The organism is Pseudomonas sp. 1176_21 (assembly GCF_052850635.1).
Genome location: NZ_VXCV01000001.1, coordinates 902,433 through 925,711, shown reverse-complemented (window position 1 = coordinate 925,711; position 23,279 = coordinate 902,433). Strand labels below are relative to the sequence as shown.

Sequence of the window (23,279 nt, the reverse complement as noted above, 5' to 3'; positions counted from 1 at the left end):
CAATGTTTAACGCCCATCGCAAGTCTGACCTGGCTGAAATCGAGCGTTGCACCCAAGCGTTACACCACTCCAATGCCAAGCTTGCGGCCATAGGTCGCTCGATGGCCATGATCGAGTTCAGCCCCGACGGGGTGATTCTCGAAGCCAACGAGCGTTTCTGCTCCACCCTGGGCTATGCCGCCGAGGAGATCATCGGCAAGCACCACCGCATTTTCTGCGAGCCCGACTACGTCAAGAGCGATGCGTACCGCACCCTGTGGCGCGACCTGGCGCGGGGCGAGGCCCACAGCGGTACCTTTCTGCGGCGCGACAAGGCCGGGCACGATGTGTGGCTGGAGGCCAGCTACATGCCGGTGTTCGGCGCCAACCAGCAGGTCACCAGCGTGATCAAGGTCGCCTCCGACATCACCCGGCGGGTGGTCGAGGAGCATGAGAGCGACAGCCTGATCAACGCCATCAGCCGTTCCATGGCGATGGTCGAGTTCACCCCCGAAGGCAATGTGATCCGTGCCAACGAGAACTTCCTCAAGACCATGCATTACCGGGCCGAGGAGGTCATTGGCCAGCACCACAGCCTGTTCTGCCACCGCAGCGAGAGCGAGTCGAGCGCCTACAAGGCATTCTGGGCCTCGCTCAATCGCGGCGAGTACCATTCCCATCGTTTCGAGCGCAAGAACAAACTCGGGCAGATGGTGTACCTGGAAGCTTCCTACAACCCGATCTTCGATACCCGTGGCCGCCTGTACAAGGTGGTCAAGTTCGCCAGCGACATCACCCACCAGGTGTGTACCCAGCAGACGGCTGCCGAAGCGGCCCACGCCACCTCGGTGCAGAACGATGCCTGTGCGCGCAAGGGCTCGGAGGTGGTGCAGCATACGGTGCAGGTGATCGAGGAGATCTCCCGCGAGCTCAATGCTGCAGCCCGCAGCATCGATGCGGTGAGCAAGCAGTCGGAACTGATCGGGCAGATCGTGCAGACCATCCGCAGCATTGCCGACCAGACCAACCTGCTGGCCCTGAACGCCGCCATCGAGGCGGCGCGGGCAGGTGAGCACGGCCGCGGCTTTGCCGTGGTGGCCGACGAGGTGCGCAGCCTGGCGGCACGCACCAGCAAGGCGACCCTGGAGATCGTCGATGTGGTGCGCCAGAACCACGACCTTTCACTCAATGCGGTGGCCAGCATGCAGTCGAGCCTCAGCCGCACCGGGCTGGGGGTGGAACTGGCCAATGAGGCGGGGGAAGTGATCCTGGAAATCCAGCAGGGTTCGCAGCACGTGGTGGACGCCATCAGCCAGATCAACTCGACCCTGCAACTGCACTGAGCCGCATCTCAACCGGCGGCGATGGATCGCTGCAGGTGTTCATGCAGATCCTTCAGGCTCTGTTCCAGCGCCGCCAGCAACGCCTCGATGGCCTTGTCCGGGGCCTTGCCGGTACAGGCCTGCTCCAGCGCATCGCAGTGCCCCACCAGGCCATGGGCCTTGAGCATCTTGGCGCCGCCCTTGATGCGGTGCGACAGGCTGCGCAGTTGCTGTCGACTCGCGCCTGAGCCCAGGGCACGCAACGCCTCGAGGTCTTCGGCGCTGCTGCGCTCCAGCTCCGTCAGCAGACGCTTGATCAGCCGTGGGTCACCCAGGGTCAGGTGCTTGAGGTTGTCGATGTTGAAACCGCTGTTGTCCTCGGCGCGGGGCTCGGGTGGCGCCTGCGGCTCGGGGGTATCCACCCCCGACAGGTGACGGCTCAAGGCGCCCAGGCCGATCGGCTTGAACAGGCAGTCATCCATGCCCGACGCCAGGCAGCGCTCGCGTTCGTCGGCCTGGGCGTTGGCGGTCAGGCCCAGGATCAGGCAGGGCGGGCGATTCGCCTGGGCCTCCTGGGCACGAATCTCGCGCGCCAGCTGGTGGCCGTCCATGCCGGGCATGTTGCAGTCGGTGATCACGGCGTCGAAGCGCCCGGCCTGCCAGGCCTGCAGGCCGCCCGCGCCGTCGCTGGCCTGGGTCACCCGATGGCCCAGCACGCTCAGCTGCTTTTCCAGCAGCATGAGGTTGGCGGGGTAGTCGTCGACCACCAGGATGTTCAGCCGCTGGCTGGCCTGGGCCGTTGGCTCCTGGGCCGGTTCCTCGGGTTGACTGGCGGTGCTGGCCAGCATCAGCGGCAGGCTGACCGTGACCTGGGTGCCATGGCCCGGGGTGCTGTGCAGCTCCAGGCTGCCCTGCATCAGTTCGCACAGGGTCCGGCTGATCACCAGGCCCAGGCCGGTGCCCTGGCGAGCCGGCTGGCTGCCGGCCTGGATGAAGGGGTGGAACAGGCGCTGCTGGTCCGGCTGGCTGATGCCGATGCCGCTGTCCTCGACGGCCAGGTGCATGTGCACCTGCTTGCCGCACGGCGTGGGCTGGCACTGCAGGCGCACGCTGACGCCACCGCGCTCGGTGAACTTGATGGCATTGCCCAGCAGGTTGGACAGGATCTGGCGAAAACGCAGCGGGTCGATCTCCACCAGGGCGGCGGGGGGCTGCAGGTCCTGGGTCAGGCTGATGTCCTTGAGACGGGCGCTGCTTTCGAACACCTGCACGGTGCTGCGTACCAGCGCACCCAGGTCGGTGGGTTGTGGCGCCAGGCTCATGTGTCCGGATTCGATGCGGGCGATGTCCAGCACGTCGCCGATCAGCTCCAGCAGGCTGCTGGCCGAATCGAATGCCACCTGCAGGGAGTGCTCGTCGGTGCGGCCCTGTGCGGCATCCTTCAGGGCAAGCTCGAGCAGGCCGATCACCGCATTCATGGGGGTGCGGATCTCGTGGCTCATGGTGGTCAGGAAGGTGCTCTTGGCGTGGTTGGCGCTGTCGGCCTGTTCCTTGGCCACATGCAGCTCTTCGAGCAGGTGTTCGCTGATGCGCAGCTGCAGTTGCAGAGCCTGCTCGGCCTCGGCGCGTTGCTGCATCAGCTTGCGCAGGTAACGGTTCCACAACGCTATGGCAAGCACCAGCGCCACCGCGATGCCAAGAATCTGCAGCACCAGCGAGCGGTAGTTGCGCCAGGGCGTGTCGCTGATCAGGGCGTTGATGCGCCAGCGATTGACCAGCTGGGTCATCTGCTCGGGCGGGATGCTGAGCAGGGATTTTTCCAATATCGCATGCAGTGGCGAAGAACGTTCGGTGGCGAAGGCGGCGAGGGCCGGGGTGTCGTCCAGCAGGGTGGCGATGCGCAGGCGGTCCTTGAACATGCGGCTGATGAAGTAGGCGGCGTTGATCTGCGAACTGAGCGCCGCGTCCGCGCGGCCCTGGGCCACGTACTCCATCAGTGCCAGCGGGTCGTCGACTTCGATCAGGCTGATGGCGGGATAGCGCTGGCGCAGTTCGGCGCTTACCGGTGTACCGCGAATGATCGCCAGGCGCTTGCCGTCGAGCTGGTCGGGGTGGCGGATCGATGTATCGCGCACGCTGGTCACCAGCACCCGCGGGTTGGCCAGGTAGGGGCGGGTGAAGGCCAGGGTTCTGGCGCGCTGCTCACCATAGTTGAGCGCGCCGACGACCTCGGCTTCGCCCTGTTCGACCATGCTGATCATGGTGGGCACCGAGTCGGTCTCGATGATCTGGAACTTCAGCCCGCTGCGCAGGCTGATCTGCGCCAGCACGTCGGCGGTGATGCCGCGAAAGTGCTGGTTTTCGTCGAAGAAGCTCAGGGGCGCGAAGTACTTGTTGATGACCACGCGCACGCTGGGATGCTGCGCGATCCAGTGTCGCTCTTCGTCGGTCAGCGCGATGTCCGCCCGGTTGAGCAGGATGCTGCTCACGCCGCTGGTCCAGCGGCGCATCACGTTCAACCGGTCGCTGTCGGTGATGCTGCCCAATGCCTTGTTCACCAGGTCCAGCAACGCGGTGTTCTCGCGCACCAGGGCAAAGCCGAAGGAAGAGCGCTGGGGTTTGACGTAGTGGGAGATCTGCAGGCTTTCGCGGTAGTTCTTGCCGATCAGGTAGTCGGAACTGATCGCGTCGCCGATGAATGCATCGGCCTGGCCCAGGGCCACCGCCGACAGGGCCGACATGGTCGAGGCGTACAGTTGCAGGTTCGCCCGGGGGTAGAGCTGGCGTACCAGCGACGGTGGCAGGTAGTGTTCGACCATCGACAGCGTCAGCCCGTCGAGCGGGTCGTCTGGGTCATGGGTCACGCCGACGGGGGTCGCGATGATCGGCTGGTCGTCGGCGTAGGGCTGGCTCATCACCAGTGCGCTGTCGGCGGCTTCGTAGCCGTTGGCGCTGCCCAGCAGGTCGATCTGGCCACTGTGCAGGGCGGCGATGGCCTGGATACGGTTCGGGAACTGCAGCACCTGCACCGGGATCTTCAACTGCTCGCCGATCAGGCCGGCGAAGTCGGCGCTGACCCCTTCATAGTCGTGCTGGCTCACATTGATGTCGAAGGGCGGGTAGTCCGGCGCCGAGGTGCCCAGGCGCAGCACCTGCTTGTGCTTGAGCCACCGACGTTCGGCGAGGGTCAGCGAGGGTGGCGCACTGCTGCTGACCGAGCGCCCGAGCAGTTGGCGGGCAACCCCCGGCTCCTGTGCCATGGCGCTTATCGCCAGCCACTGCACCAGGCAGGCGAGCAGCAGGGCAGGCAGGCAACGCTTGGTCATGGGCGGCTCAGGTCAGTGCGTTGCGGTTGGCCACATCGATCAACTCAACCAGCGATACCACCCCGAGCTTTTCCATGATGCGGGTCTTGTAGGTGCTGATGGTCTTGGCGCTGAGGATCATCGCTGTAGCGATTTCGCCATTGCTGGCGCCCTTGGCCAACTGGCGCAGCACCTCGAACTCACGGTTGGACAGCTTGTCCAGGCGCTGGAGTTCCGAGCTTGACCGGTCATTGAAGCGTGACGCATCGGGCAGGTAGGAGTAGCCGTTGAGCACGGCCTTGAGGGCGGCGCTCAGGATATCGAGGTCTTCGTCCTTGCGCACGAATGCCGAGGCACCGGACTCGATGCAACGGCGGGCGAACAGCCGGGGTGGGCGGCCGGTCAGTACCAGGATGCGTGGCGGGTTGGTCAACTGGCTGAGCCGCTCCAGCACGCTCAGGCCATCCAGGCGTGGCAGCCCCAGATCGAGGATCACCACGTCAGGCTGCAGCTTGCGCGCCAGTTCGACGGCACTGGCGCCGTCTCGGGCTTCACCGACGATGTTGTAGCCATCGCGCTCCAGCAGGGTGCGGATGGCGAAGAGGATGGTGGTGTGGTCATCAACGATCAAGACTTTGGGCATCGCGCAACTCCTTGTCAGAGAGGTGATCCAGGCCCCGAACCGTTCGGGGCGACGCCTGCCCAGGCTCTGGCAAGGCGGCCAAGATACGTGGAAACGCTCAGCAGGAGTACGTCCAGTATAGAAGTGAGGAAGAAATCAGTTCGATTAGAGGATTTTTCTTACAAGGCGCTCGAAAGTTCTGTAGCCGATTTCCTATCGTCTGGGCCGGTTATCGCTAGCAGAGGCGGTTGAATCGGCAGGCGCGCCCATGGGAACGCGCCGGGCATCGGGCCGGGAGGGCCGCCGTCAATGGCCGTCAAGGTCGGTACAGGTGCGCATGCCCGGCGCGGTAGAGCGCCGACTCGCTGAAGGTATCGCTGCCCAATACCCGGCCCACCAGGATCAGTGCGGTGCGTCGAAAGCCCTTGGCCTGCACCCGTTGCACGATGTCGTCCAGGCTGCCCAGCACCCAGTCCTGATCTGGCCAGGTGGCGCGGTGCACCACGGCGATCGGGCAGTCGCTGCCGTAATGCGGGCGCAGTTCCTCGACGATTCTGGCCAGGTGCTTGACCCCCAGGTGAATGGCCAGGGTTGCCTGGTGGCTGGCCAGGCTCCCCAGCGATTCGCCCGGCGGCATCGGCGAGGTATCGCCGTAGCGCGTCAGGATCACGCTCTGGGCGATGTCCGGCAGGGTCAGCTCGCATTCGAGCAGGGCGGCACTGGCAGCCACGGCGGTCACGCCGGGGATGATCTGGAACGGGATACCCAGTTCACGCAGGTGGCGGATCTGTTCGCCGATCGCACCGTACAGCCCAGGGTCGCCGCTGTGTACGCGGGCCACATCCTGGCCGTTGGCGTGGGCCGTGCGCATCAGCTCGATGATCTGCCCCAGGTGCAGTTCGGCGCTGTTGATCACGGTTTCGGCGCGGTGGCCTTCGAGCACGGCGGCGGGCACCAGCGAGCCGGCATAGATGATCACCGGGCAGCTGTGGATCAGGCGCTGGCCCTTGACGGTGATCAGCTCGGGGTCGCCCGGGCCGGCACCGATGAAATAGACGGTCATGATGAATCCTTGGAAAGATTGCGCGGCATTATCCGTCAAACGGCGGGGCCCAGGCCAATGCCAGGGTGGCGGCGCCTTGCACGGTGCGTGGCAGGCGCAGTGCGGCATTGGCGCCGCCGCGTTGCTCGGCCAGGGCCAGCGCGGCGCTTTCGGCCACCCCATGGCAGCCGCTGAGGGCGAACGCCGTGGGCGAACGGTGGCTCAGGCGGCTTTCGAAGGGGGCCAGTTGCGCGGCCGAAAAGAACACCAGCGGCAACCCCAGTTGCCTTGCCAGTTCATGCAGGCCGGGTTCGCCGGCCTTGAGGTCGATGCTGGCCAGCCCGGCGAGGGCAGAGGCGGGCAGGTGATGGGCGAACAGGGTCTGCTGGAGCAGGGCGGCCAGTTCGCGGGCCGGGCAGCCGCGACGACAGCCCAGCCCGGCATACAACTGCATCAGGCTGGCTGGCGACGGTACAGCCAGGCACTGAGCAGGCCCAGGGCCAGCCAGAACGCGGCATTGGTCAACAGTGACGCCACCTTGAACTGCGCCTCCAGTGCTTGCGGCGCCAGGCTCTCGTGCACCTCCGGCTGCGGCGCACCGATCACGTGCGGAACAACCAGCAATGCCACACCCAGCGCCTTGAGCAGCCAGTTGTGCGCAAACACGATCAGGGCCAGGCCGGCAGCGGTGGCAGCCGCGGCGCCCACCCACCACAGTTGACGCTGCGCCAGGTCGGCGGCGGCAGTGCCCGGCAGCTCTGGCGGCAGCCCGAGGGTGGGCGCCAGGCAGAATACCGCGAACCCGGCAAGCCCCCAGGCTGCGCCGGTGGCGGTACGGCCCGGCGCACGCAGGGTGTACAGCGCAGCCAGGATCAGGGCAAAGCCGACGGCCACCACCAGGTTGCCACCGGTGGTCGACAGCACGCGCTGCCAGCCGTCTTCAGGCGACCAGGCCTCGGCATCGTGGTGGTGGCCTTCACCCGCGGCGTCGGCATGCTCATGGGTTTGGGCGGCCGGTGCCGGGTTCTCGTAGGTTTCGGCCTGCAGAATCAGCGGTGCGACCCAGAAGCTTTGCAGCAGGGTCAGCAGCAGGGCGGCGAGCAGGCCGGTAAAGCCTGCGGTGCGGGCAATGCGCTTGATCATCGGGGCAGGTCTCAGTGGCAAGGGAACGCGGCGCTGTGGCGGGTATCGTGGGCAGCGTTGTGCACCGCCTCGATGTGCGAGAAGCCGGCGAAGTAGACCAGGCAAAGGCCCAGCAGCGATGCACCGATGGCGACGGCCAGGCGCTGGCTGAGGGTAGTGGGGGTGACGAGGGGCTGGCTGGCGGTACTGATGGGCATGGCGCGTTCCTTTTTGGTGTTGTCGTGTCGTCGGGGCTATCGGCAACAGGCAAGCGCGGCCAACCCCTGCGCGAGGCTCGCCCAGGGGTTCAACAGCGCCCGCCCACCGCGGGTTTGTCATGACTGTATCGGGCCGGTCTCCGGGCTTGCGAGGGCTGGCAGCATGCTCAGCCTGAGGGCGTCACCTTCCCATGCCGCACAGCTGGCACAGTGGTAAAGACGCTTTCCTCGCTTACCGTTGCGGGGGCAGCACCGGATTTGTCGCTGCTTCTTTGCAGAAGCGGCTGACGCACCGGTTTCCCGTTTCACCTTGTAAAAAGGCACCCGAACGAATGCGGCTAGCAAATCACGCGCGCCGGCATCCGTCAATACAGCGGTTGACCTGCCCCGGACCACTGCGTAGCCTAGCCGCTTCGAGGTTCTGCGGCCCTGGCTGCAGCTAAGACGGGAATACGGTTCAAGCCGTGGCTGCCCCCGCAACTGTAAGCGTTGAACGGCATCGGCCGTGCCACTGCCCCGGGCGGGAAGGCGTCGATGCTGCCGGCAGGCGTGCCGGCACAGCGCGAGCCAGGAGACCTGCCTCGAACAGTTTCCGACTTTCAACCGGGCGGGGTGATCCGGTGGCGAATGCGCTCAGGCAGCAAGGCTCCTGCGGCTCTCGTCCTGCATGCCCGCCATCCTGCCAAGGGCACCCCCATGAAAACACTGGCCAAACTCCCCGTCACCATCGTTACCGGCTTCCTCGGCTCGGGCAAGACCACCTTGCTGCGGCACATGCTCGACAACGCCCAGGGCCGCCGCATCGCGGTGATCGTCAACGAGTTCGGCGAGCTGGGCATCGATGGCGAGATCCTCAAGCAGTGCAGCATCGGCTGCACCGAGGAAGAAGCCAGCGGGCGCGTCTACGAGCTGGCCAACGGCTGCCTGTGCTGCACCGTTCAGGAAGAGTTCTTCCCGGTGATGCGCGAGCTGGTGGCGCGCCGTGGCGACCTGGACCATATCCTCATCGAAACCAGCGGCTTGGCACTGCCCAAGCCACTGGTGCAAGCCTTCCAGTGGCCGGAAATCCGCAACGCCTGCACGGTGGATGCGGTGATCACCGTGGTCGACAGCCCGGCCGTGGCCGCCGGCACCTTCGCTGCCTACCCCGACCAGGTGGACGCCCAGCGCAAGCTCGACCCGAACCTGGACCACGAGTCCCCACTGCACGAACTGTTTGCCGACCAGTTGGCCAGCGCCGACCTGGTGGTGCTGAACAAGGCTGACCTGATCGCTGCCGACGACCTGGCCAGGGTGCGCGCCGAGGTGGCCGAGGAACTGCCGCCTGCGGTCAAGGTGGTGGAGGCCAGCAGCGGCCGCCTGCCGTTGGACGTATTGCTGGGCCTGGGCGCCGAGTCCGAGCAGCACATCGACGCGCGTCGTACCCACCACGATTCGCACCATGACGGCGATGACGACCACGACGATCACGACCATGATGCCTTCGACTCCATCTCCATCGAGTTGCCCCAGGCCGACGAAAGCCTGCTGCTCGATGCCCTGACCCAACTGGTGGTGCAGCACGGCATCCTGCGCGTGAAGGGCTTCGCGGCCATTCCGGGCAAGCCGATGCGTCTGCTGGTGCAGGGCGTGGGTACGCGCTTCGACAAGCACTTCGACCGCGCCTGGCGCAGCGACGAGCCACGTACCACGCGCCTGGTGCTGATCGGCCAGGACCTAGACGCCGTGCAACTCGAAGCCAGCCTGCGCGCCGCACTGGGCGCCTGACCCATGCACCTGCTGCGGACCCAGCCCGGCGGCTTTGTGCCGGACGACAGCATCGCCGACCTCGGCCAGACCCCCGCCGACCTGGTGATTCTCTGCAGCGGTGATTCGCACCTGGCACTGCTGGCCGAAACCGCCCAGCAGTTGCCGGACGACTACCCCAGCCTGCGCCTGGCCAACCCGATGCAGGTGCAGAACCATGCTTCGGTCGACCTGTATGTGGACGAAGTGCTGCGCCATGCCAAGGTCATCCTGGTGTCGCTGCACGGCGGCATCGGTTACTGGCGCTATGGCGTGGAGCAACTGGTGGCGCTGGCGGGGCGGGGCGTGCAACTGATCCTGGTGCCGGGCGACGACCGCCCGGACCCTGAGCTGACCAGCCTGAGCACGGTGCCCCCTGCCCAGGCCGAACGGCTGTGGCACTACCTGCGCCAGGGCGGCAAGGCCAATGCGCTGAACCTGTTCCAGTGCCTGGCCAGCCAATGGCTGGGCCGCGACTACCGTTGGGACGAGCCGCAGCAGTTGCCGCGCACCAGTGTCTATCACCCGCAACACCCCCAGGCGAGCGTGGACAGCTGGCGTGCCCTGTGGCAGCCCGGCCAGCCCGTGACGCCGATCATCTTCTACCGCTCGCACCTGCAGGCCGCCAACACGGGGTTCATCGATGCGTTCTGCGAGCGTCTGCAAGGCGCGGGGCTCAACCCGCTGCCGATTGCCGTGGCCAGCCTCAAGGAGGCAGCCTGCCTGGACCAGGTCGAGCAATGGCTGGACCAGGTCGACGCGGCCCTGATCATCAACACCACAGGCTTCGCCCAGTCCAGCCCGCAGCAGCCGCATTTGCGCCCGTTCCGGCGCGACATCCCGGTGCTGCAGGCCATCTGCGCACAGGACAACCAGCCGGCCTGGGAGGCCAGCGAACAGGGCCTGGGGGCCCGCGACCTGGCCATGCACATTGCCCTGCCGGAACTGGACGGGCGCATCATCAGCCGGCCGATCAGCTTCAAGGACCTGGCCTGGCGCAGCGAACGCAGCCAGTCGGACGTGGTGTGCTACAAGCCGCACCTGGAACGCATGGATTTTGTTGCGGAACTGGCCCGGCGCTGGTGCGAGCTGGCGCGCCTGGGCAACCCGCAAAAACGCGTGGCGCTGATTCTGGCCAACTACCCGACCCGCGACGGGCGCATCGGCAACGGTGTGGGGCTGGACACCCCGGCGGCGGCGCTCAACATCCTGCGTGCCATGCAGGCCCAGGGCTACCCGGTAGGGCCGTTGCCAGACAGTGGCACGGCGCTGATCCAGGCCCTGCTCGGCGGGGTCAGCAACGACCTCGACACGCTCGACCAGCGCCCCTGTGCGCAGAGCATGGCGCTGGACGATTACCGCGCCGCCTTCGCCCTGTTGCCCCAGGCCAACCAGCAGGCGGTGCGCGAGCGCTGGGGGGAGCCGGAGCAGGACCCGATGTTCCGCAGCGGGCGCATGATGGTCGCCGGCCTGCGCCTTGGCCTGACCTTCGTCGGTATCCAGCCGGCGCGCGGTTATCAGGTCGACCCCAGTGCGGTGTACCACGACCCCGACCTGGTGCCGCCGCATGGCTACCTGGCGTTCTACTTCTGGCTGCGCCACGCCTATGCCGCCGATGCGCTGATCCACGTGGGCAAGCACGGCAACCTGGAGTGGCTGCCGGGCAAGGGCGTCGGCCTGTCGGCCAGGTGCTGGCCGGACGCGTTGCTGGGGCCGCTGCCGAACATCTACCCGTTCATCGTCAACGACCCGGGCGAGGGCGCCCAGGCCAAGCGCCGCACCCAGGCGGTGATCATCGACCACCTGATGCCGCCGTTGACCCGCGCCGAAACCTACGGGCCGTTGCGCGACCTGGAACTGCTGGCCGACGAGTACTACGAGGCGCAACTGCTGGACCCGCGCCGGGCCCGTGAACTGCAGCGCGACATCCTCAACCTGGTGCGCGACAACCACATCGATCGCGAGCTGCAGCTGGAAGGCGCGCTGGACGATGCGGCGGTGTGGCTGCCGCGCCTGGACACCTACCTGTGCGACCTCAAGGAGTCGCAGATTCGCGACGGCCTGCATGTGTTCGGCCAATCGCCGGACGGGCGCCTGCGGATCGACACGCTGCTGGCCCTGCTGCGGGTGGAACGTGGTGATGGGCGCGGCCCCAATGCCAGCCTGCTGCGCGCCCTGGCCCGCGGCCTGGGGCTGGGCTTCGACCCGCTGGACTGCGACCTGGGCCTTGCCTGGGAAGGGCCACGGCCGCCCAGCCTGGCACAGGTGAGCAGCGAGGCCTGGCGGACCAACGGCGACACCCGCGAGCGGCTTGAACTGTATGCCGCCCGCCTGATCGAGCAGACCCTCGACGGGGCGCCGGCCAGCCACCAGCACAGCGCCGACGTCGAGGCCGTGCTGCAGGCGCTGCGGGCCCAGGTGGCGCCGCAGCTGGATGCCTGCGGCCCGGCCGAAATGCAGGGCCTGCTGGCGGCGCTGGACGGGCGTTTCGTGCCGGCGGGGCCGAGCGGGGCGCCCAGCCGCGGGCGCCTGGACGTGCTGCCCACCGGCCGCAACTTCTACACCGTGGATGTGCGCAACCTGCCCACCGCCACGGCATGGCGCATCGGTTTCGCCTCGGCCAACCTGATTCTGGAACGCCACCTGCAGGACCACGGCGACCACCTGCGCCAGCTCGGCCTGTCGGTATGGGGCACGGCCACCATGCGCACCGGCGGCGACGACATCGCCCAGGCCATGGCCCTGCTCGGCGTACGCCCGGTATGGGCCAGCGGCAGCCAGCGGGTGGACGACTTCGAGATCCTGCCGGTGAGCCTGCTGGATCGCCCCCGGGTAGACGTGACCCTGCGCGTTTCGGGGTTCTTCCGCGATGCATTCGGCAACCTGATCAAGCTGTTCGACGCGGCGGTGCAGGCCGTGGCGGCACTGGATGAGCCGGATGACCTCAACCCCCTGGCGGCCAAGGTGCGCAGCGAGCGTGCCGAACTGCTGGCCGCTGGCCTGAGCCCCGAGCAGGCCGAGCGCCAGGCGGGCTGGCGGGTGTTCGGCTCCAAGCCCGGTGCCTACGGCGCCGGGGTGCAGAACGCCATTGACGGCCGTCTGTGGCACAGCCGTGAAGACCTTGCCGAGGTCTACCTCAACCATGGCGCGTATGCCTATGGCGCCTCGGACGACGGCACCGCCGCGCGCGAACCCTTTGCCCGGCGCCTGAGCCAGGTGCAGGCGGTGCTGCAGAACCAGGACAACCATGAGCACGACCTGCTCGATTCCAACGACTACTACCAGTTCCAGGGCGGCATGCTCGCGGCGGCAGAAAGCCTGGCCGGTGCCGGCGTTGCCAGTTACCACGGCGATCACAGCCAGCCGGATCGCCCGCGCATTCGCACCCTCAAGGAAGAACTGAACCGGGTGATCCGTGCGCGTGCGCTCAACCCCAAGTGGATCGACGGGGTCAAGCGCCATGGCTACAAGGGCGCGTTCGAGATGGCCGCGACGGTCGACAACCTGTTCGCCTTCGATGCCACCACGCACCTGATCGACGATCATCATTACCAGTCGCTGGCCGAGGCCTATGTGCTCGATGCCGCGACCCGCGAGTTTATCCGCCAGCACAACCCCGAGGCCCTGCGCGACATCACCGAACGTTTGCTGGAGGCCCAGCAGCGCGGGCTGTGGCAGGCACCGGGCGAGTACCGCCAGGCCCTGGAAGAGCAACTGCTGGACGCAGAGGAATAAGCCAGACATGAGCGAACCCATACATTTTCCGCTGGCCGCCGTGGTCGGCGCCCACGACCTGAAGCTGGCGCTGTGCCTGACGGCCATCGACCCCAGGATCGGCGGCGTGCTGATCGAAGGCCCGCGCGGCATGGCCAAGAGCACCCTGGCCCGGGGCCTGGCCGACCTGCTGGGCGAGGGGCCCTTCGTGACCTTGCCGCTGGGCGCCACCGAGGAGCGCCTGGTCGGCACCCTGGACCTGGATGCTGCGCTTGGGCAGGGTCGCGCGCAGTTCTCGCCGGGTGTACTGGCCAAGGCTGATGGCGGCGTGCTGTACGTCGACGAGGTCAACCTGCTGCCCGATCACCTGGTCGACCTGCTGCTGGATGTGGCTGCCAGCGGCACCAACCGGGTAGAGCGCGATGGCATTTCCCATCGGCACAGTGCGCGATTCGTGCTGATCGGCACCATGAACCCGGAGGAGGGCGAGCTGCGTCCGCAGTTGCTCGACCGGTTCGGCCTGAATGTGGCCCTGCAGGGCCAGCCGCTGCCCGAGGCGCGCGGCCAGATCATCCGCCGCCGGCTGGACTTCGACAGCGACCCGCAGGCGTTCTGCGCGCAGTGGGCCGATGCCCAGGCCGAGCTGCGCCAGCGCTGCCAGCAGGCACGCGAGCGCCTGGAACAGATTGCCCTGGATGACCAGGCCCTGGCGCAGATCACCCAGCGCTGCTTCGAGGCCGGGGTCGACGGCCTGCGCGCCGACCTGGTCTGGTTGCGTGCCGCCCGTGCCCATGCGGCCTGGCGCAGTGCACCGGGCATCGAGGCCGAGGATATCGAGGCGGTGGCAGAGTTTGCCTTGCGCCATCGGCGCCATGACCGGCCCGCCGAGCAACCGCCTCACCCCGACGCTCAGCCCCAGGGGCAATCGAGCCCGTCGAGCGAGCCCCAGGGCAGTGGCCAGTGGGGTGAGCTGCCAGGCCAGCCGGTGGCTGTGGGCGCTCGGCGCGAGGTACCGCGCTGGCCAAAAAAGCCTTGAGCATCCGCCCGCGCTCGCACCCGGCGGCGGATGCCAGGCCCCGTGCAGGCAAGCTCGACCGGGGCCCGCGCGGGCGTGCCCGGGCAGCCGGGCAGGGCAGCGTGGCCTGGCCTGCCACCCTGCTCAAGGGCCGCCCGCGCCAGCGCGACGAGCTGTGCTGGGCGCAGCGCACCGCAGCGCCGGCGCAGCTCTGGCTGGTTATTGTGGATGCGTCGGCGTCTACCCGGCGTTACCAGGCACTGAGCAAGGCCAAGGGTTTGCTGGCCGAGCTGTTCGACCAGGCCTACCGGGCCCGCGCCAGGCTCGCCCTGCTCACGGCCAGCGGCCGCGAACCGCGCTGGCAGCGCCACGGCCTGAAGGCCTCTGCCGCGCTGCAGCCCTGGCTGGCGGAGCTTGGCGCCGGCGGAGGCACGCCACTGCTCGAGGCACTGCAGCAGGCCCGGCAATGGCTGACCCAACGCCAGCGGCGCTACCCCAATGAGGTGCAGCACTGCCTGATCCTCACCGATGGCCGGCTCAAGGCCTGGCCGGCGCTCGAGGCACTGCCGTGCAGCAGCCTGCTGGTGGACATGGAAAGCGCACCGGTTCGCCTGGGCCGCGCCAGGCAAATGGCGCTGGAACTGGGTGCGCAATACCAACACCTGGAACAGTTCAACTTGCGTTGAAACAAGTACTTGGGCCGTAAACTGCGGCCAACTGCCGCAGCCGCCGGCCCACACTTCACAAACAAAAAAAGTGCACCCAGTGGGTGCACTTTTGCATGAACGGGGCAGGCCGGAAAGTTACTTCGGCATGCTCCACGGCTGCAAGTCATAACCTTTCTGGCTCAACTCGGCGCGCACTTCCTCGATCAGGTGTGCCAATTGCTGCGGGTCGGAATAGGTGCTGCTTGGAACTTGCTTGCTGCCGATACGGGTGCTGGTCCGGTCGATTACCGCCAGGCTGAGTTCGCCAGTGCCGTTAGGCACATCCCAGGCGACGCACTGGAAGGGTTCGAAGGCGTGGTCGGCAATCAGCAGTGCTTCGTTGGCACGGAGCGGGGCGTTCATGGGTTCGGTCTCTCTGTGGTCCCAAACATTGAAAAAGTTGCGGCAAGGTGTGTTCCCTGCGGCAGGTTACTTGTACTGATGCACGCAGTAGTGGGTCAGGTCACACTGCAAGTAATGTTTTTTTAATCGGTGCTGACAATCTGCATTCATTGGCAACATCTGGGACGTTGAATTAACAGGAAAATTCTACCGAGTCGAAAGCAAGGCCGTATTTGCAGACGGACGGTAGTGGGCATTCTGACGTTGGTTGCTACTGTTACAGACGGGCCATACAACATGCTGTTTCTACTAACATTTCCAATAATTGGCGCCAAGGAAAGGTCATGCTGGAACCGGTACCGAACCGCCGCTTGCTGATCGTTGACCCTTGTGACGATTGCCACCGCTTGTTGCCAGGCCTGCGCAGCGTAGGTTGGGACGTGCGCACCTGCACCCTTGCCACTGCCCTGGAGCACCCTTGCGATGTGGGGTTGCTGCGCCTGCACGCCAGCCACCTGCAGCACCCCGATGCGGTCAAGGACCTGATCAGCCGCAGCGGTACCGAGTGGATCGCGGTGCTCAGCGCCGAGGAGCTGCGCGCGCAGAACGTGGGTGATTTTGTGTGCGAGTGGTTTTTTGACTTCCATACGTTGCCATTCGATGTCTCCCGCGTGCAGGTGACCCTGGGTCGCGCATTCGGCATGGCACGCCTGCGCGGCAAGGGCAACCTGCATGTGGATGAGCCCGAGCACGAACTGCTGGGTGACAGCCGCCCGATCCGCGAACTGCGCAAGTTGCTGAGCAAGCTGGCGCCCACCGAGTCACCGGTGCTGATTCGAGGCGAGAGCGGTACCGGCAAGGAGCTGGTGGCGCGCACCCTGCACCGGCAGTCGCAACGCCACGACAAACCGTTCGTGGCGATCAACTGCGGGGCGATTCCCGAACACCTGATCCAGTCCGAGTTGTTCGGCCACGAAAAGGGCGCCTTCACCGGCGCGCACCAGCGCAAGGTCGGGCGCATCGAGGCTGCCAACGGCGGCACGCTGTTTCTCGACGAGATCGGCGACCTGCCGCTGGAACTGCAGGCCAACCTGCTGCGCTTTCTGCAGGAAAAGCATATCGAACGGGTGGGCGGCAGCCAGCCGATTGCGGTGGACGTGCGCGTGCTGGCTGCCACCCATGTCGACCTGGAGAGCGCGATCACCAGCGGGCGTTTTCGCGAAGACCTGTATTACCGGCTCAACGTGCTGCAGGTGGTGACGGCACCGCTGCGTGACCGGCATGGCGACCTGTCGATGCTGGCCAGCCACTTTTCGCGTTTCTACAGCCAGGAAACCGGCCGGCGCCCGCGCACCTTCAGCGAAGATGCGCTGATGGCGATGGGCAAGCATGATTGGCCGGGTAATGTGCGCGAACTGGCCAACCGCGTGCGTCGCGGCCTGGTGCTGGCCGAAGGGCGGCAGATCGAGGCCCAGGACCTCGGGTTGCAGGGGGCACAGGTCGAGATGACGCCGATGGGTACCCTGGAAGACTACAAGCACCGCGCCGAGCGCCAGGCGCTGTGTGACGTGCTCAATCGTCACAGTGACAACCTCAGCATTGCGGCCAAGGTGCTTGGGGTGTCGCGGCCTACGTTCTACCGGTTGCTGCACAAGCATCAGATTCGCTGAAGATCCCACGCTACGTCCATTCGCCAGCAAGGCTGGCTCCTACCCGAAGGTAGGAGCCAGCCTTGCTGGCGAATGGCGTCGGCGCAGATCAGAAGTAGTAAGGGAATTTGAGGCTGAAGGTGAAGTCCGGCGCATCGTCGGTCAGGCCGATCGACAGGTTGGGCACTATGGTCAGGTTGTCGGTGGCGGCCAGGGTCATGCCCACGTTGAAATAGGCGGCGTTGGCATCACTGCTGGGCACCGAGGTCCAGCTGTCGCCGGTTTCGGCCGACTTGATCTTGGATTTGCGCGCGATCAGGTCTGACACCGAGAACGACATGCTCATCTTCTCGTTCAGCGCAAAGGCGATACCGGCCCCGATCTGGAAGCTGTCGCCCAGCTTGACCTTGCCCGGCACCTTGACCCCGGACGTGGAGCTGACGTCACTGAACGACTCTTCCAGGGTATGGGTATAGGACAGGCTGCCGAACAGTACTGCCGGGTCGAACGTCTTGACCAGCGAGATGCCCGGGCTGATGGACCATACGCCGTTGCCGGTGGGCAGGTCTTCGGGGTAGGCGAGGCTGTCGTTGTTCGGATCCTGGATCAGCTTGATGCCGAACGGGTCCTTGCCGGTGGGCGCCTTGACCCGCAGGGTGAGCACCGCATCGGGGCTGTTTTCCGATTCGTCGAGGAACTTGTAGGCCACGCCGAAGTTGACATCCCCCAGGGTCGGGTCGCGGGTGACGGTCTGTTCGGTCACGCCCTGGGCGTTGTTGCCGGCGCCCCCGGACTGGTAGGTGGACTCGCGGTAGACGATGGGGGCGTTGATATCGAACTGCCAACGCTGGTCGAGGTTGTAGCGGGCAGTCAGGTCCAGGGTCCAGTTGTCGGCCTTGATGCGGTCCAGGTTGATGTTGCCCAGGAAAATCGAGTCCAGCGCGAGGAAACCGTTGAGGATCAGTTGGCGGGTGTCGTAGCGGGCGTAGGTGATGCCGGTCTCGACGCTGAACTTGCCGCCACCGAAGAAGCCGCTGGCCTCGTCGTACAGGTTGGACACGCTCTGCGCAGGTTCCGAATCGCCCTTGAGCGCTTCGCCGTAGGAACTGCCGGTGCCGGGGGCCGCCCCGGATGCAGTAGCCACCTGGCCTGACCGGGTGGGGGCCGCTGGCGAGCGGGTCAGGCGCTGAGGGGGTGCCGGGGGTTGATCTTCAACCTGACGGACCCGCTGCTCGAGCACCATCAGTGCCTGCTGCTGGGATTCATAACGTTGCTTGAGTGCCTGCAACTCCTGTTTCAGGGCCTCAACTTGCGGATCTGGCGCCGCTTGCAGCAGCGCTGAAGACGCCAGAGTGCTCACACAGACCACTGCCTTCAACGAAAACGATCGATGCATGGGTTAGCCGTCCCTTCCAACTGCGGTGAATTGAGACAGAGCGTAGATCAATATCCGGAAATACGAAGGCCCTTGAGTTGATCCAGGTTGCAGTTCAAGGCCCCGGCAGTAGGCAGGTTGTTGCGCAGTACCACATTGAGCTGGGTGATGTTGTTGACGGCGTTGTTGCCGCCCAGGAGCGTGGTGGCCTGCAGCAGCCCGCCCTGGGCCAGGCGCTGCACCGTATTGCCCTGGTTGTTGTTGGCCTGGATACCCAGCTGGATGCCCTTGCCGGTGGAGGAAACGCTCAGCGTGCCGGCGCCATTGCTGCCGGTGATGGTCTGCCCGCTACCCAGCAACTGACCCTGTGGCTGGCCCGCCGCCGGGGCACTGTTGGCTTCCTTCACGTTGATCGAGACATTGTTGTAGGCCGTGTTGTAGTCGCCCGCCGCGCGTACCGACTGGGTAACGCCCTGGGTCGTGCCAAGGCCGGCCCCGCCGGTGACGGTACCGCTGCCCTGGGTTACCGGGGCGCCGTTGCCATCGCGCGTGTCGAGCGAGACATAGAACTGCGGCTTGAACGAGGACTGCTGCACTTGCATGCTGGCGGTGGCGCCGATGCTGTCGCCGCGGGCGTTCTGCCAGGTGCTGCTCATCACCACGCCAAAGCTGATGATGCGCCCTGGCATCACATAGCGTCCGCGCAGTTCGGACAGTTCCTGGTCCTTGATCTCGATGGGCTTGAACTGCGCATGGGCAGGCAAGCTGGCGGCCAGGCAGGCGGCAACCAGCCAGGTTGAAGTCTTCATCGGGTGCTCCCCGGAGCTTCATGCCCCTTCTGATTAGAAGAAATCACTTTGTATGAAACCAAAATCCATCAACTGCGCATCGTCTACCGGGCTGAACCCGTTGATCTTGTTTTTTGCAGTCAAGGGTTGTGGCGGGTCGAGCAATGCGTTGGCCTTGTCATAGCCAGGGCCGATGACGGCAAAGATGATGCCGTTCCAGCCTTTGACGAAATCATCGAACTTGTAGCGTTTGTGGCCCAGAACCGGGTCACCGATGTACACCCAGTCCTTTTCGGTGCGTTGCAGCACCACGAAGTGCTTGTAGCCGCGAATATCCATCAGCACCACCACCGGAATGGTGACGCTTTGCAAGCTCTCGGGCGGGATCCGATAGCCCCGGGCACGCATGCCGATGCTTTCCACGTACTTCTTCATGTCCAGCATGGAGAAGCCCTGGGTCTTGACCACTTGCTGGTCGGCGTGGGCGAGCATGCCGTCGATGATGTGTTCTTCGTCGACGTCCAGCCAGTAGGCTTGCTTGAGGACGGTGGCCAGGGCGGCGGCGCCGCAACTGAAGTCGGTTTTCTGTTGTACAAGGTCGGCGAAGCGTCGTTCGCGAATGCTCTGGATGGGCTTGTAAATGACATTGCCGCCCGGCAGGGCAGCGATGGGCATCTGTGCGGCCTCGGCCAGGCTGGCCAGAAACAGCAATGCGGCAAGCAGGGCAATGCGCATGGTCTTCGCACCGTGTAGATGGCAGGAAAGGGGCCCCTGGGGGCCCCGTCCTTTTTCAGCTTACAGGCAGGCGCGGCAGCCTGCTGCGATGGACAGCGAGTTGCTCTGCTGGTTGCCCGAGCCGGCCGACACGTTGGCGCCCACGTTGCCCGACACGCCATTGAGCGAGTTGCTCATGTTGGCGTTGTTGACCACAGGGTTGGCCCAGCCGGTAGGTTTGAGCACCTGGTAGGTGTAGACGCCACCGAGTACGAAGCTGCCTTCTTCGGTGAAGGTAAGCTTGTCTTTCTGTGGTTTGTTGCCGCCACGATCATCCCAGCCACCGTTGTGCCCGGGTTTGTCGTCTTTGCGTTCCACGTAGCCGTGGCCTTCGCCTTCGTACTGGCCATAGGCGGCAAAGGCGCCACCGAGGGTTTCCTTGGTGTAGGTACGGTCGGCCTTGTTGTTGACGCTCAGGCCGGAAGTGGACTGGTTGGCGGCTGCGCTGGCCACGGCCACACGGCCGCCGGACACGGCGATTGCCAGGTTGTTTTTCTGTTGGTTGAAGTCGCCGGCGGTCACGTTGACACCGATGTTGCCGGAGCTGTTGTTCGCCGAATTGGTGAGATTGGCGTTGTTCTGGGTAGAGAAGTTGTTGACGATGTTGCTGGTGTTGGTCTGGGTGGCACTGGAAACAGCAACCGCACTGCCGAAGATGAAGCGTTCGTCGGCGGTGGCGATGGCGGCAACGTTGTCTTGCTGGTTGCCGTCACCGGCTGCCACGTTGGCGCCCAGGTTGCCTTGAGAGCCGTTTGCCGAGTTGTCCATGGTGCCGTTGTTGCGGGTGTTCTCGTTGAGCACACCGTTACCACCATTGCCCTGGGTATCGATCACGGTGGCGCCAGCGCCGGCGTTTACCAGCAGGGCGAGCAGCGCGCTGGAATTGTTATTGCCGCCGTTATTGCCGCCATTGTGTCCGCCGTTGTGACCACCGTTGTTTCCGCCCGCTTGTGCAGCAACTGCCATGACCGCTGCGAGTGCGAATACCAGAGGCTTGAGTGCCATTGTGGGTTTCATGGTGTTTCTCCGCATTGTTTTTAGTTGTTAAGTGTTGTGTTGTGCTGCGTTGTGAACTGCTCGGGTCAATCTGCAACCCGTACGCTCAGGGTGTTGGCCATTCGGTTCCCGACCCCGGCGCTCTGGTTCAACTGGATCACCCCACGGCTGCCGGTGAAGGCCTGATCGCTGGTAGCGACCTGGCGACTGCCGGGGGTTTGACCTGTCGAGCCTGAGCCGTTTGACAGCGCCACGTTCTGCTGGTCGAGGACGCTGTCGTCGATGCTCTGCGCGGTGGCACTGATGCTTACCCGCACGGCATTGATTTGTTGTGTGTTGGCACCGGCCGACTGGTTGATCCCAATCATCCCGTTACCGTTGGTGAAGGCGTTGCCACCGATGCTGGCGCGGGCATTGATCGCGCTGCTGGCAGGGGTGTCGATGCGCTGGCGCACCTGGGTGGTGGCGGTGGCATCGGGGTTGATGGCAATGGCGCGGCTGTTGTTCTGTTGCTGCTGGTCGCCAGCCGCCTGGTTGATGGTCACGTTGCCCTTGTAGCCCTGGCCGCTGGCGTTGATGGTGGCGTTGTCATTGACCGGTTGGGCGGCCAGGGCCGACGCGCTGCAGGCCAGCGCCAGAAACAGCAGTGAGTGGTTCATCTCAACGGCCCCCGGTCAGGATCTGCAGCGGCGCAAGGCCACGCTGCACGTTCTGGTTGACCGAATTGGAGATGCTGTTGGCGCCCCCTGCGCCAGGGCCGGCGCCGCCACGCAGGCCCGGCAGGCTGGTGGGCACGGCCCCCATGCCGCGGATGTTGCCGGACGCGTCGGGCATCAACACCCGGTTTACACTGGCACCGCTGGCCACACCGGCAAAGTCGCCATCGCTGAGCTCGTTGGTCTGGCTCAGGATGCGTGGCGACTGATTGGCATTGACGGTCATGGGGCGGGGGTCGGGGGTGCCGGTCGGGCGAACGGCCGAACGCGGCTGAACCTGGCGTTGGATGATGATGGTGCCGTCGCCGGCGGCCAGTATCGGCAGGCTCAGGGTGCTGGCGCCCAGCGCACAGCCCATTACGAAAAGACTCAGCAGCTTGTTGGTGTGATTCCCCACGGCAGCGATTCCTTCTTCGGTGCGCTGGCCCTATCAGCGTTGCGAGAAGGAGAGCAGAAGCTGTGCCGCTTTTGCTTTGTGCCAGCGAATCAAGGGCATAGCGCACGGGGCAGGGGCCGGTCGGAAAATCTGTATCACCGGTGATACAACCGCTGGTCCTTTTTACAGGCCTTGGAGCAGCGCAGATGCCCGGCGTGCCCCGAGGGTGGGTGTATCACCGGCTTAACACGTCACCGCGTGTTGGGCGCAAGTGCTCTGGATCGGCGGTTGAGGTGGCCGGGTGTGTAACGCCGGGTTAACACTCGGTGGCGCAGGCCGGGGGCTTGCCTTCCAGCAGCGCCTGTACGGCCGCCAGTACCGTCGATTGGCGGTATGCCCAGTCGCCCTCGATGACCTGCATGGGTTGGCCATGCCGTTGCAGCCATTGGCGGCTGGCCTCGAAGAACGCCTGGCGCTCCTCCAGCCGTGGCTGACAGCGCTGGCCGTCGCCTACCCAGGGCACGCCTGCGGGGCTGAGCAACAGGTGCAGGTCGTAGCGCCGTGCCAGCAGCGCCTGTTCCAGCCACGCCGGGCAGTCGTTGAACAGTACGCGGCTCCACAGCATGTTGCTCAGCAGGTGCGTATCGAGTATCAGCAGCTCGGGCTGGCGCGCGCGGGCCGCATCCTCCCACACCAGCTGCCCGCGGGCGATGGGGTCGATGTCGGCGTAGCAGGTGTCGCGTCGCTGCTCGTCGATGAAGTGGCGCACGTACTCGCCTACCAGTTCGCCACCGAAATGCGCCTGGATTTCGCCGCCCAGCCAGCTCTTGCCACTGGATTCTGGGCCCGCCAGTACCAGGACCTTCATGGGCTGGCCAAGGCCGGGTCACGTCGCCAGCTACGCCAGCCCTGCAGGGCGATCAGGGTGAACAGCGCATACAGCGCGGCGGTGATGTACATGCCTTTGTAAAGGAACAGGCCGACGAAGATCACGTCCAGCACGATCCACAACGGCCAGCATTGCACGCGCTTTTGCGCCATCCAGAACTGCGCCACCAGGCTGAAGGCGGTGAGGGTGGCGTCCAGCCAGGGCTCTGCAGCATCGGTCCAGGTGGCCATGGCCGCACCGAGGGCCAGGCTGGCCAGCAGGCCCACGCCCAGGCCGGACAGCAGCGGCGCGGTACGCAGGTAGGTCACCTGCCGGATCGGGCGATCCTCGCCGGGGCGTGTCCACTGCCACCACCCATAGAGCTGGAACACGGCAAACGCCAGTTGCAGCAGCATGTTCGAATACAGTTTGAAGTCGAAGAAGATCCAGCTGTAGAGCAGCACCACCAGCAGGCCGATGGGCCAGCACCAGGGGTTCTGGCGGGTCGTGAGCCATACAGCGATGACGCCCAGCACGGCAGCGTACAGTTCCAGGCCGGACATC

At 65.5% G+C, this 23,279-nt stretch carries 21 protein-coding genes, 1 pseudogene and 2 riboswitches; of the genes and pseudogenes, 7 read left to right on the top strand and 15 right to left on the bottom strand.

Annotated elements, in window-relative coordinates:
• Positions 1-2 precede the first annotated feature (2 nt).
• A pseudogene (locus FW760_RS04405) lies at positions 3-785 on the top strand (PAS domain-containing protein); the annotation flags it as partial.
• Positions 783-1,322, top strand: a complete 540-nt coding sequence (locus FW760_RS04400; protein WP_373870429.1) for a methyl-accepting chemotaxis protein — start codon at positions 783-785, stop codon at positions 1,320-1,322. The pseudogene FW760_RS04405 and the gene FW760_RS04400, both read left to right, overlap by 3 nt.
• 8 nt (positions 1,323-1,330) lie before the next feature.
• Here the strand turns inward: FW760_RS04400 and FW760_RS04395 are convergent, their stop codons facing one another.
• From FW760_RS04395 to FW760_RS04370, 6 genes are all read right to left on the bottom strand, one after another.
• Positions 1,331-4,627, bottom strand: a complete 3,297-nt coding sequence (locus FW760_RS04395) for a transporter substrate-binding domain-containing protein (RefSeq protein ID WP_058540142.1) — start codon at positions 4,625-4,627, stop codon at positions 1,331-1,333.
• A gap of 7 nt (positions 4,628-4,634) precedes the next feature.
• Positions 4,635-5,249, bottom strand: a complete 615-nt coding sequence (locus FW760_RS04390; RefSeq protein WP_043861449.1) for a response regulator transcription factor — start codon at positions 5,247-5,249, stop codon at positions 4,635-4,637.
• 295 nt (positions 5,250-5,544) lie between these two features.
• The gene (gene cobM, locus FW760_RS04385) at positions 5,545-6,291 is read right to left on the bottom strand and encodes a precorrin-4 C(11)-methyltransferase (protein WP_043861450.1); all 747 of its coding nucleotides are present in this window, start codon (positions 6,289-6,291) and stop codon (positions 5,545-5,547) included.
• A gap of 28 nt (positions 6,292-6,319) precedes the next feature.
• On the bottom strand, positions 6,320-6,724 hold the full coding sequence (locus FW760_RS04380) for a cobalamin biosynthesis protein (protein ID WP_213605668.1): 405 nt from the start codon (positions 6,722-6,724) through the stop codon (positions 6,320-6,322).
• Positions 6,724-7,413: a CbtA family protein gene (locus FW760_RS04375; RefSeq protein ID WP_054914568.1), complete on the bottom strand. Its 690-nt coding sequence runs from the start codon at positions 7,411-7,413 to the stop codon at positions 6,724-6,726. Before FW760_RS04375 ends, FW760_RS04380 begins: the two co-directional genes overlap by 1 nt.
• 11 nt (positions 7,414-7,424) lie before the next feature.
• The gene (locus tag FW760_RS04370; RefSeq protein ID WP_043861453.1) at positions 7,425-7,610 is read right to left on the bottom strand and encodes a CbtB domain-containing protein; all 186 of its coding nucleotides are present in this window, start codon (positions 7,608-7,610) and stop codon (positions 7,425-7,427) included.
• A gap of 114 nt (positions 7,611-7,724) precedes the next feature.
• A riboswitch (cobalamin riboswitch) is annotated at positions 7,725-7,953 on the bottom strand.
• Positions 7,954-8,009: 56 nt separating this feature from the next.
• A riboswitch (cobalamin riboswitch) is annotated at positions 8,010-8,208 on the top strand.
• 98 nt (positions 8,209-8,306) lie between these two features.
• On the opposite strand from FW760_RS04370, the gene cobW reads away from it, so the two are divergent.
• The 4 genes from cobW (at position 8,307) to FW760_RS04350 (ending at position 14,810) form a co-directional block, all read left to right on the top strand.
• Entirely contained in the window at positions 8,307-9,377 is a 1,071-nt protein-coding gene (cobW, locus tag FW760_RS04365) for a cobalamin biosynthesis protein CobW (protein WP_043861454.1), read from the top strand.
• Positions 9,378-9,380: 3 nt separating this feature from the next.
• On the top strand, positions 9,381-13,130 hold the full coding sequence (cobN, locus tag FW760_RS04360; RefSeq protein ID WP_446443646.1) for a cobaltochelatase subunit CobN: 3,750 nt from the start codon (positions 9,381-9,383) through the stop codon (positions 13,128-13,130).
• Between the two features lie 7 nt (positions 13,131-13,137).
• Entirely contained in the window at positions 13,138-14,145 is a 1,008-nt protein-coding gene (locus FW760_RS04355; RefSeq protein WP_446443645.1) for an ATP-binding protein, read from the top strand.
• A gap of 101 nt (positions 14,146-14,246) precedes the next feature.
• On the top strand, positions 14,247-14,810 hold the full coding sequence (locus FW760_RS04350) for a vWA domain-containing protein (protein ID WP_058540516.1): 564 nt from the start codon (positions 14,247-14,249) through the stop codon (positions 14,808-14,810).
• Between the two features lie 117 nt (positions 14,811-14,927).
• Here FW760_RS04350 and FW760_RS04345 read toward each other — a convergent pair whose 3' ends face one another.
• Positions 14,928-15,194 carry a hypothetical protein gene (locus FW760_RS04345; RefSeq protein ID WP_446443644.1) on the bottom strand — a complete coding sequence of 89 codons (267 nt, stop codon included), beginning with the start codon at positions 15,192-15,194 and terminating at the stop codon, positions 14,928-14,930.
• A gap of 323 nt (positions 15,195-15,517) precedes the next feature.
• Here FW760_RS04345 and FW760_RS04340 point away from each other — a divergent pair, with 323 nt between their 5' ends.
• The gene (locus tag FW760_RS04340) at positions 15,518-16,843 is read left to right on the top strand and encodes a sigma-54 dependent transcriptional regulator (RefSeq protein WP_043861458.1); all 1,326 of its coding nucleotides are present in this window, start codon (positions 15,518-15,520) and stop codon (positions 16,841-16,843) included.
• An 88-nt stretch (positions 16,844-16,931) separates the two neighbouring features.
• Here the strand turns inward: FW760_RS04340 and FW760_RS04335 are convergent, their stop codons facing one another.
• From FW760_RS04335 to pnuC, 8 genes are all read right to left on the bottom strand, one after another.
• Complete coding sequence (locus FW760_RS04335; RefSeq protein ID WP_054914564.1) at positions 16,932-18,218, bottom strand: transporter; 1,287 nt, start codon at positions 18,216-18,218, stop codon at positions 16,932-16,934.
• 47 nt (positions 18,219-18,265) lie between these two features.
• Complete coding sequence (locus FW760_RS04330; protein ID WP_123752582.1) at positions 18,266-19,006, bottom strand: hypothetical protein; 741 nt, start codon at positions 19,004-19,006, stop codon at positions 18,266-18,268.
• 33 nt (positions 19,007-19,039) lie between these two features.
• Positions 19,040-19,720: a C39 family peptidase gene (locus tag FW760_RS04325; RefSeq protein ID WP_043861461.1), complete on the bottom strand. Its 681-nt coding sequence runs from the start codon at positions 19,718-19,720 to the stop codon at positions 19,040-19,042.
• 60 nt (positions 19,721-19,780) lie between these two features.
• A complete protein-coding gene (locus FW760_RS04320) occupies positions 19,781-20,776 on the bottom strand; it encodes a hypothetical protein (protein WP_043861462.1) in 996 nt (331 codons plus the stop codon).
• 65 nt (positions 20,777-20,841) lie between these two features.
• On the bottom strand, positions 20,842-21,414 hold the full coding sequence (locus tag FW760_RS04315) for an adhesin (RefSeq protein ID WP_446443643.1): 573 nt from the start codon (positions 21,412-21,414) through the stop codon (positions 20,842-20,844).
• Position 21,415: 1 nt separating this feature from the next.
• Positions 21,416-21,868, bottom strand: coding sequence for a hypothetical protein (locus FW760_RS04310; RefSeq protein WP_370409168.1), 453 nt, complete (start codon positions 21,866-21,868; stop codon positions 21,416-21,418).
• Positions 21,869-22,163: 295 nt separating this feature from the next.
• The gene (locus FW760_RS04305) at positions 22,164-22,715 is read right to left on the bottom strand and encodes an AAA family ATPase (protein WP_054914561.1); all 552 of its coding nucleotides are present in this window, start codon (positions 22,713-22,715) and stop codon (positions 22,164-22,166) included.
• Positions 22,712-23,278, bottom strand: a complete 567-nt coding sequence (pnuC, locus tag FW760_RS04300; protein WP_446443642.1) for a nicotinamide riboside transporter PnuC — start codon at positions 23,276-23,278, stop codon at positions 22,712-22,714. Before pnuC ends, FW760_RS04305 begins: the two co-directional genes overlap by 4 nt.
• Position 23,279: the final 1 nt, after the last annotated feature.

Coding starts and splice junctions, on each gene's coding strand:
- FW760_RS04395 (WP_058540142.1), bottom strand. CDS start 4,627: ATGACCAAGCGTTGCCTGCCTGCCCTGCTGCTCGCCTGCCTGGTGCAG.
- FW760_RS04390 (WP_043861449.1), bottom strand. CDS start 5,249: ATGCCCAAAGTCTTGATCGTTGATGACCACACCACCATCCTCTTCGCC.
- cobM (WP_043861450.1), bottom strand. CDS start 6,291: ATGACCGTCTATTTCATCGGTGCCGGCCCGGGCGACCCCGAGCTGATC.
- FW760_RS04380 (WP_213605668.1), bottom strand. CDS start 6,724: ATGCAGTTGTATGCCGGGCTGGGCTGTCGTCGCGGCTGCCCGGCCCGC.
- FW760_RS04375 (WP_054914568.1), bottom strand. CDS start 7,413: ATGATCAAGCGCATTGCCCGCACCGCAGGCTTTACCGGCCTGCTCGCC.
- FW760_RS04370 (WP_043861453.1), bottom strand. CDS start 7,610: ATGCCCATCAGTACCGCCAGCCAGCCCCTCGTCACCCCCACTACCCTC.
- cobW (WP_043861454.1), top strand. CDS start 8,307: ATGAAAACACTGGCCAAACTCCCCGTCACCATCGTTACCGGCTTCCTC.
- cobN (WP_446443646.1), top strand. CDS start 9,381: ATGCACCTGCTGCGGACCCAGCCCGGCGGCTTTGTGCCGGACGACAGC.
- FW760_RS04355 (WP_446443645.1), top strand. CDS start 13,138: ATGAGCGAACCCATACATTTTCCGCTGGCCGCCGTGGTCGGCGCCCAC.
- FW760_RS04345 (WP_446443644.1), bottom strand. CDS start 15,194: ATGAACGCCCCGCTCCGTGCCAACGAAGCACTGCTGATTGCCGACCAC.
- FW760_RS04340 (WP_043861458.1), top strand. CDS start 15,518: ATGCTGGAACCGGTACCGAACCGCCGCTTGCTGATCGTTGACCCTTGT.
- FW760_RS04335 (WP_054914564.1), bottom strand. CDS start 18,218: ATGCATCGATCGTTTTCGTTGAAGGCAGTGGTCTGTGTGAGCACTCTG.
- FW760_RS04330 (WP_123752582.1), bottom strand. CDS start 19,006: ATGAAGACTTCAACCTGGCTGGTTGCCGCCTGCCTGGCCGCCAGCTTG.
- FW760_RS04325 (WP_043861461.1), bottom strand. CDS start 19,720: ATGCGCATTGCCCTGCTTGCCGCATTGCTGTTTCTGGCCAGCCTGGCC.
- FW760_RS04320 (WP_043861462.1), bottom strand. CDS start 20,776: ATGAAACCCACAATGGCACTCAAGCCTCTGGTATTCGCACTCGCAGCG.
- FW760_RS04315 (WP_446443643.1), bottom strand. CDS start 21,414: ATGAACCACTCACTGCTGTTTCTGGCGCTGGCCTGCAGCGCGTCGGCC.
- FW760_RS04305 (WP_054914561.1), bottom strand. CDS start 22,715: ATGAAGGTCCTGGTACTGGCGGGCCCAGAATCCAGTGGCAAGAGCTGG.
- pnuC (WP_446443642.1), bottom strand. CDS start 23,278: ATGTCCGGCCTGGAACTGTACGCTGCCGTGCTGGGCGTCATCGCTGTA.